This window comes from Peterkaempfera griseoplana, from assembly GCF_001418575.1.
Taxonomy (GTDB): domain Bacteria; phylum Actinomycetota; class Actinomycetes; order Streptomycetales; family Streptomycetaceae; genus Peterkaempfera; species Peterkaempfera griseoplana.
In genome coordinates this window covers 1-8106 of sequence record NZ_LIQR01000073.1, presented here as the reverse complement: position 1 = coordinate 8106, position 8106 = coordinate 1, and the positions used below count along the sequence as shown (strand labels likewise).

Genomic DNA, 8106 nt, shown 5'->3' with positions numbered 1-8106 from the left:
CGCGCACCCTCGCCCTCGCCCCAGGAGCCCGCCATGACCGCCCAGCCCCTCACCGCCGCCACCGCCGACTGCGCCCCCGCCACCGCCGACTGCGCGCCCGCCGTCTGCGCCCCGCTGCCCGTCCTCGGCCAGACCGTGGAGGTCCCGCTGGTCAGCGGTGAGAAGGTGACCTACGCGGCCCTCGACTACGCCGCCAGCGCCCCCGCCCTGCAGCGGGTCTGGGACGACGTCGCCGCGTACGCGCCCTACTACGGCAGCGTGCACCGGGGCGCCGGGTACCTCTCGCAGCTCTCCACCGACCTCTTCGAGCAGAGCCGCCGTACCGTCGCGGACTTCCTCGACCTCCCCGAGGACCACCAGGTCGTCTTCACCCGCTCCACCACCGACTCGCTCAACCTGCTGGCCGCGGCGCTGCCCGCCGGAACCCGGGTCCTCGCCTTCGAGACCGAGCACCACGCCTCGCTGCTGCCCTGGCGCCGCGACNNTGGAGACCCTGGTCGCGGCGCTTCAGGCGGCACCGGAGGGGCCCAAGCTGCTCTGTGTCACGGGCGCCTCCAACGTCACCGGGGAGATCTGGCCGATCGCCGAGCTCGCCGAGGCCGCCCACCACCACGGTGCCCGGGTGGTCCTGGACGCGGCCCAGCTCGCCCCGCACCACCGGGTGTCGGTCCGCGAGCTGGGCGTGGACTGGGTGGCCTTCTCCGGGCACAAGCTCTACGCCCCGTTCGGCGCGGGTGTGCTGGCCGGCCGCAGCGACTGGCTGGACGCGGCGGAGCCGTACCTGGCCGGCGGCGGCGCCAGCCGCACCGTGGCCCGGGACGAGGACGGCGGGATCCAGGTGGCGTGGCAGAGCGGCCCGGCCCGGCACGAGGCCGGCTCGCCCAATGTCATCGGCGCCTACGCGGTGGCCTCGGCCTGCCGGGCGCTGACCGAGGCGGGTTTCGAGGCGCTGGAGGCCCGTGAGCGGCAGCTGCTGGCCCGGCTGCGGGAGGGACTGGCGGAGGTGCCCCAGGTGCAGGTGCTCGGCCTGTTCGGGCCGGACCACCCGACGGTGGGGGTGCTCTCCTTCGTGGTCCGGGGCTGGAACAGCTCGCACTTCGCCGCTGCGCTCTCCGCCGAGTACGGCATCGGGGTGCGGGACGGGCTGTTCTGCGCGCACCCGCTGGTGCGGACGCTGCTCGGCGGGACCGAGGACGCGCCCTCGCAGTGCGGCTCCCCGGAGCCGTCGCTGCCGGGGGAGCGCAGCCTGAACGCCATCCGGGTGAGCTTCGGCGCCGGTACGCCGGACGAGCACCTGGAGCGGTTCCTGGGGGCGGTGCGGGAGCTGGTCAGCCAGGGTGCCCGCTGGTCGTACCGCACCGAGGGCGGCCGCTGCGTCCCGGACAGCCGCCGCGCCTGACCGGCGACCCGGGTACGACCCGGGTGGGCCAGGACTGCGGGGCCCGCGCGGGCCCCACCGGGCGGGCGGCCCCTGAGGGGACCGCCCGCCCGCCCGTCCGCGGTCCGGGGGGCGGCCGCTACTCGTCGAGCCCGAGGGCGAACGCGGCCTCCAGGTCGTGCTGGGAGTAGGTGCGGAAGGCGATGTGGGTCTCGGTGTGCTGCACACCCGGGACCTTGTTGAGGTGTCCGGGGATCACGTCGGCCAGGTCCTCGTGCCGGCGCACCCTCACCATCGCCACCAGGTCGTAGGTGCCGGTGACGGAGTAGACCTCGCTCACGCCGTCCAGCGCGGCGACCGTCTCGGCGATCTCGGGGATCCGGTCGACGGTGGTCTTGATGAGCACGATCGCGGTGATCACACGGGTCTCCTGATCAGGTGGGCAGGGCTGTCCGGTCAGCGTAACGAGGCCGGTGGATCAGGCGGGGCCCGGGTCGGCCCCGCGGCGCGGCGCGGATGCGGCCGCCACCGGCGGCGCCCCCGCGCCGCCGCGGCGCACCGCCCAGGAGCAGAGGAACCCGGCGGCGAAGCCGATCACATGGACCAGATAGGCGACCCCCGGCGCCGAGTCGTCCGCCGAGTTGGCCCACCACCACTGCGCCGCGAACCAGAGCCCCAGCACCAGCCAGGCCGGGAAGCGCAGCGGCAGGAAGAGCAGCAGCGGCACCAGGCTGGTGACCCGGGCCCGCGGGTGGAGCCGCAGATACGCCCCCAGCACTCCGGCGATGGCCCCGGAGGCGCCGATCAGGGTGCGGTAGGCGTCCGCGGTGTGCTGCTGCGCGAGGGCGTAGCCGTAGGTGGCCAGGACTCCGACGCCCAGATAGAAGGCCAGGAAGCGGGCGCGGCCGAGGCGTTCCTCCACGGTGCTGCCGAAGACGAAGAGGAAGAGCAGGTTGCCCAGCAGGTGCAGCCAGCCGCCGTGCACGAAGAGCGAGGTGACCACGGAGAGCGCGGGCACCTTGCCGGTGGGGCCGGCCGCCGGTGGCGGGCAGCGGGGCGTGCCCGGCGGCGGCGGGGGCACCCGGTCGGGGGTGAGGACCCGGTTGTCCAGCAGTTCCCTGGGGACCGCGCCCCACCGCTGGTCGTAGCGCTGCTGGGCGCAGGCGCGCTGCCCGGCGGGGCCGTACAGCGGGTCGAGGCCGGACGACGGGCCGACCGCGAAGACCACGGTGTTCACCGCGATCAGCGCATAGGTCACCAGTGGCGGACGCCGGAACTGATGCTCGTCGTGGACCGGGATCACCATGGTTCGGAGCATTCCTCCGTGGGCACCCGGCGACACCGCGGGTGCTGCGGACGGGCGAGCGGCCGGGGCGGAACGGCCGTCCCGAGGTGCGAACGTCCTGCCCACCGCAGGTGCCGCAGGGCCTAGGGTTTGGCGTACGCGATCGTCCGGGACGACCGAGAGGACCATCCAGATGCCTGTCCCGCTGCCCACCCCTGGGACCCGGTGGCGCTGCACCCTGTGCGGCAACCTGACCCGCTTCGACGTCACCCGGGCCTCCCGGGTCAAGGAGTTCATCCACCTCGACCTGGCCGGTGAGTCCAGAGTGGAGGAGCGTGAGGTGCTCAGCGAGACCGTGGAGGCGGTGCAGTGCCGCTGGTGCAACGCCGTCGACCAGGTGGAGCTGGTCGACCGCCCGGGTGCCGGCGCGGGACAGGCCCCGGGGGAGCCCGGCCAGGACTGACCAGGGGGTGCCGCCCAGGGCCCGCAAAGGTTCGGGCGGCACCCTGCCGGGCAGGAACCGGCACGCGGGAGAATCGTAGGTGGCGGTGTACGGGGAGGCGCCGGACGAGACGGAGCGGAGTCGTGGACGTGGTGGAGAGAGCTGGATCGGCCGCCGGACCGCAGGGTCGGCAGCCCGCGGTACCGGAGGCGTCCGCTGCCGTCGGGGGCGGGACGGACGCGGCGGGCTCCGGCGGCCGCGGCCCGGACGGCGCATCCGGCTCGGATCCCGGCGCTCCCGACCCCGCTGTCCCCGCCGCCCATGAGGGCGCCCCCGTGAGCGCCGACGGCGAGGCCCCGGGGAGCGCAGACGCTGCCGCGGACGGGGAGGCCCCGGTGAGCGCCGACGGGGATGCCGCCGACGGCGAGGCCGACGGCGAGGACGAGCGGCTGGACCGGCCGCTGCCCGAGGGGGTACGGCGCCGGGTGGTGGGGATCGCGTCGGACGCCCTGGGCGCCCTGCCCGTCGCTGAGCTGCCCGCGAGCCTGCGCCCGTACGCCAAGTTCACCGCCGCCCGGCGGGCGAGGTACGCGGGTACGGCGCTGGCCGCCGCCCTGGAGGCGGAGCCGCTGTTCCGGCTGCGGATAGCGGACCGCTTGCGGCTCGGCCAGCCCGAGCTGGTGAAGGCGCTCGAGGGCGGAGCGGCCCCGGCCGCCGCGGATCCGATGGATGTGGCTGCGGCCTCCTATCTGATCCGGTCGCCGGGCTGGAGCCGGCTGGTGGCGGAGGCCGGGGAGGAGGCCGAGCGGGCCGAGGCCGAGGGCACGGCCGCGGAGGCGGTCCGCCTGGTGGAGAAACTTCAGGGGGAGCTGACCGCGCTGCGGGCCTCCGCCCGCGCTGAGGCGGAGCGGATGCGCAGCGAACTGGACGCCGCCCGGAGGGAGGCCGAGGGACTGCGCAAGAGACTGCGGAGTCTGGAGAGCGACACCCGCCGGGCCGAGGCGGCGACCCGCAAGGTGACCGCGGAGCTCGAGGCGGCCCGTACGGCGGCGCAGACGGAGCGGTCCGCCGCGGAGGGCGAGGCGCGACGGCTGCGGCACCGCATCTCCGAGGTGGAGTCGGCCCTGGAGGCCGGCCGCCGCACGGCCCGTGAGGGTCGCAGCGTGGAGGAGATGCGGCTGCGGCTGCTGCTGGACACGGTGCTGCACGCGGCCCAGGGCCTGCAGCGTGAGCTGGCGCTGCCGGTGACCCGGCTGCGTCCGGCCGACATGGTGGAGGCGGTGGCCCCGGGTTCGGCCTCTCCGCACGACGTGGCCCGCAGGGCGCTCTCCGAGGACGACCCGGCGCTGCTGGACCAGCTGCTGGCCCTGCCGCAGGTGCATCTGCTGGTGGACGGTTACAACGTCACCAAGACCGGCTATCCCACCCTGCCGCTGGAGCAGCAGCGCATCCGGCTGCTGGGCGGTCTGTCCATGCTGGCGGCGCACAGCGGCGCCGAGGTGACCTGCGTCTTCGACGGGCAGGACCTGGACGCGCCGGTGATCATGGCTCCGCCGCGCGGGGTGCGGGTGCGGTTCAGCCGCACCGGGGAGACGGCGGATGAGCTGATCCGGCGGCTGGTGCGGGCCGAGCCGCACGGCAGGCCGGTGGTGGTGGTCTCCTCCGACCGGGAGGTCGCGGACGGGGTGCGCCGGGCGGGGGCGCGGCCGGTCTCCTCCGCGCTGCTGTTGAGGCGGCTGGCGCGTACCTGAGCCGCGACACCCCCGGGGCTTGGCCGGCGACGCGATCTTCACTATGGTCTGACGTCAAACCTCCGCCCCGACTGTCACTCCGACGAGTGGTGTTCGCAGGATTAAGGAGCACCCCCCTTGGCGTCCCACCGCCGTCCCAAGCAGCCGAGCCGTGCCCGGATCTCGGTTCTCACCGCGGCGGCTGCGACCGCCGTCGCCATCTCCGCCCAGGCCGGTGCCGCCAACGCGGCGCCCAAGCCGAACAAGGACCAGGTGAAGGCGAAGGTCGACAAGCTGTACGAGGAGGCCGAGGCGGCCACCGAGTCGTACGACGGCGCCAAGGAGAAGCTCAAGCACCTGCGCGAGCAAGCCACCCAGCTGCAGGACCAGGTGGCCCGCCAGCAGGCCGCGGTGAGCAAGCTGGAGGCCGGTCTGGGGTCGCTGGCCGCGGCCCAGTACCGCTCGGGCGGCATCGACCCCACCGTCCAGCTGATGCTCTCCTCCGACCCGGACGACTTCCTGGCCAAGGCGGCGTCCACGGACCAGGTGAGCAACCAGCAGGCGGATGCGCTGCGGCTGCTCCAGGAGCAGCAGCGCAGGCTGGACCAGCAGAAGGCGGAGGCCGCGGCGACGCTGGCGGAGCTGGACCGCACCACCGCGGCGCTCAGGGCCAACAAGGCCGAGATGCAGTCGCGGCTGCACCAGGCGCAGTCGCTGCTCAACTCCCTCACCGCGCAGGAGCGTGCGGCGCTGGAGGCCGCGGACGCCAGGGCCTCGCGCGGTTCCGACCGGGTCGACCTCAGCAGCCTGCCGCCGGCCTCCGGCGCGGCGGGGGTGGCTGTGCAGGCCGCGCTGAGCCGGCGCGGCGATCCCTATGTGAGCGGCGCCGAGGGGCCGTCCAGCTTCGACTGCTCGGGGCTGACCCAGTGGGCCTACGCCCAGGCCGGGGTGTCGCTGCCGCGGATCGCCTCGGCCCAGGGCGGCGTGGGTGTGCGGGTGCCCTCACTCGCCCAGGCGCAGCCGGGTGACCTGATCATCTACTACGGCGGCGCCCATGTGGGCATGTACATCGGCAACGGGATGGTGGTGCACGCCCCCAAGCCGGGCAGGGTGGTCGAGGTGGTGTCGGCCAGTTCCATGCCGATCTACACCATCCGACGCATCGTCTGATTCTTTATCGGACGATTCCATACGGATATTCAGCAATGTGATCAGGCCCGGCAATTCGGACATGCCGGGCCTGAGGCCTGTCCGGTGCATGGCGGCAACAGTCAGCTCTGGGTCATGCCCCGGCTACCCGCGGTGGCATTTCGAAGGAATCTTGCCCGCGATCAGACTTTTTACCTACAAGGATTTGAACGGATCACAGTTCAGTTACTAGTGTCTGGGCTCGAGCCACCGCGAGGTGATCACCCAACCCGGATGACGGCGGAGGCTCCCGCCGAGTTCGAGATGCGGCAGAGCAGGTCACTGCTCTACAGGGGATGCCGTCGGATCGGAGCCGGGGAACCACTTCCTCGGGGTGAATCGGCGTCAGGGCCGGCTGTGCAGCCGGCTGAGGCGTCGTAGGGCATGCTTCCGGCCCGAACCCGTCAGCTCACCCGGTAGGCGGCTGTTGGAAGAAGGAGCCCGCCTTCGTGGCGTCCCACCGCCGTCCCAAGCAACCCAGTCGCGCTCGCATCTCCGTACTCACCGCCGCCGCCGCGACCGCCGTGGCCATATCGGCCCAGGCCGGCGCCGCCAGTGCGGCTCCCAAGCCGACCAAGGACCAGGTGAAGGCCCAGGTCGACAAGCTCAATGAGCAGGCCGAGGTCGCCACGGAGAAGTACGACGGCGCCAAGGAGAAGCAGCAGCAGCTGCAGAAGCAGGTCAACAACCTGCAGGACCAGGTCGCGCGCCAGCAGGCCGAGGTCTCCTCGATGCAGGGCACGCTGGGCCAGCTCGCCTCCTCGCAGTACCGCTCGGGCGGCATCGACCCCACCGTCCAGCTGATGCTCTCCTCGGACCCCAGCCAGTTCCTGGACAAGGCCTCGTCGCTGGACCAGCTGAGCGCCCAGCAGACCGGCACCCTCAAGGAACTGCAGGAGAAGCAGCGCAAGCTCGACCAGGACAAGGCCGAGGCGCAGGACAAGCTGGCCGAGCTGGACACCACCGCCAAGGAGCTGCGGTCCGCCAAGAGCGAGGTCCAGCAGAAGCTCTCCAAGGCGCGGGCACTGCTCAACTCCCTCACTGCGGCTGAGCGCGCCGCGCTGCAGGCCGCTGAGGACGCCGCCAACGAGCGCGCCTCCCGCTCCGCCCCCCGCGTCAGCATCGGCGGCACCACCAGCACCGCGGGCGCCGCCTCCAGCTACGCCGCCGCCGCCATCGCGGCTGCGGAGAGCAAGCTGGGTTCGCCGTACGTCTACGGCGCCACCGGCCCCTCCTCCTTCGACTGCTCCGGTCTGATGCAGTGGGCCTATGCGCGGGCCGGCGTCTCGCTGCCGCGTACCTCGCAGGCGCAGGCCGGTGCCGGTACGACGGTGAACGGCCTGGCCAACGCCAAGCCCGGCGACCTGATCATCTACTACAGCGGCATGAGCCACGTCGGCATGTACGTCGGCAACGGCCAGATCATCCACGCCCCGCACACCGGCGCGGTGGTCCGCTACGAGTCCGCCAGCGTGATGCCGATCGCCAAGATCGTGCGCATCTGACGAGACGTCAGCAAGACAAGGGCCCGATCCCCGGCGGGGGTCGGGCCCTTGTCGTCCGCGCGGGTACTGAAAGACGGTCGTAACTTACTATTAACGGCAAGTTGGACACTTCGGACCTGGCTCGCTAACGTCTGCGCTCGGACTGCCACCTCCCACGGCGGCGGTCAGGACGAAGGGAGCGCAACCGCGTTGGCCACCCACCGCCGTCCCAGAACTCCGGGCCGGGCACGAGTCGCCGTGCTCACCGCAGGAGCAGCCACCGCCCTGGCCCTCTCCGGCGCCGCAGCCCAGGCGATGCCCGGCCACCCCGGGGCGCACCGCCACCGGGCCACCGAGGCCGACGTCAAGCAGCAGGTCGACCAGCTGTACACGGAGGCCGAGTCCGCAGCCGAGCGGTACGACGGCGCCCGTGAACGCCTCCAGCGGCTGCGTACGGAGTCCGCCGCGCTCCAGGACGAGGTGGCCCGCGGCCGCGACGAGCTCAACCGGATGCTCGGCAGCCTCTCCCGGGTCGCCGACGCCCAGTACCGCTCGGGCGGCATCGACCCCGCGGTGCAGCTGATGCTCTCCTCCGACCC

General features: G+C 73.2%; 7 protein-coding genes, 2 pseudogenes and 1 riboswitch. Of the genes and pseudogenes, 7 read left to right on the top strand and 2 right to left on the bottom strand.

From position 1 onward, the window contains the following. Window positions 1-33: 33 nt before the first annotated feature. Window positions 34-483: pseudogene (locus tag AOK09_RS41765) on the top strand (aminotransferase class V-fold PLP-dependent enzyme); the annotation flags it as partial. 2 nt (window positions 484-485) lie between these two features. Continuing rightward, window positions 486-1399 (top strand): aminotransferase class V-fold PLP-dependent enzyme (locus AOK09_RS05840; protein WP_245687140.1); only part of this gene is annotated, 914 nt, incomplete at its 5' end. A gap of 118 nt (window positions 1400-1517) precedes the next feature. On the opposite strand, the gene AOK09_RS05835 is transcribed toward AOK09_RS05840, so the two are convergent. Together AOK09_RS05835 and AOK09_RS05830 are read right to left on the bottom strand one after the other, a co-directional pair. Then, window positions 1518-1799 (bottom strand): Lrp/AsnC family transcriptional regulator, encoded by a 282-nt coding sequence (locus tag AOK09_RS05835; protein WP_055586041.1) that lies wholly within the window; start codon window positions 1797-1799, stop codon window positions 1518-1520. A 57-nt stretch (window positions 1800-1856) separates the two neighbouring features. Next, window positions 1857-2684 carry a rhomboid family intramembrane serine protease gene (locus AOK09_RS05830; protein WP_055586040.1) on the bottom strand — a complete coding sequence of 276 codons (828 nt, stop codon included), beginning with the start codon at window positions 2682-2684 and terminating at the stop codon, window positions 1857-1859. A 172-nt stretch (window positions 2685-2856) separates the two neighbouring features. On the opposite strand from AOK09_RS05830, the gene AOK09_RS05825 reads away from it, so the two are divergent. The 5 genes and pseudogenes from AOK09_RS05825 to AOK09_RS05805 form a co-directional block, all read left to right on the top strand. Beyond that, window positions 2857-3126: a hypothetical protein gene (locus tag AOK09_RS05825; RefSeq protein WP_055586039.1), complete on the top strand. Its 270-nt coding sequence runs from the start codon at window positions 2857-2859 to the stop codon at window positions 3124-3126. Between the two features lie 374 nt (window positions 3127-3500). Continuing rightward, window positions 3501-4856, top strand: coding sequence for an NYN domain-containing protein (locus AOK09_RS05820; protein ID WP_055586042.1), 1356 nt, complete (start codon window positions 3501-3503; stop codon window positions 4854-4856). A gap of 117 nt (window positions 4857-4973) precedes the next feature. Continuing rightward, window positions 4974-6005 carry a C40 family peptidase gene (locus AOK09_RS05815; protein WP_055586038.1) on the top strand — a complete coding sequence of 344 codons (1032 nt, stop codon included), beginning with the start codon at window positions 4974-4976 and terminating at the stop codon, window positions 6003-6005. Between the two features lie 305 nt (window positions 6006-6310). Beyond that, window positions 6311-6462, top strand: a riboswitch (cyclic di-AMP (ydaO/yuaA leader). Window positions 6463-6472: 10 nt separating this feature from the next. Beyond that, the gene (locus AOK09_RS05810) at window positions 6473-7528 is read left to right on the top strand and encodes a C40 family peptidase (RefSeq protein WP_055586037.1); all 1056 of its coding nucleotides are present in this window, start codon (window positions 6473-6475) and stop codon (window positions 7526-7528) included. Between the two features lie 237 nt (window positions 7529-7765). Beyond that, a pseudogene (locus AOK09_RS05805) lies at window positions 7766-8106 on the top strand (hypothetical protein); the annotation flags it as partial.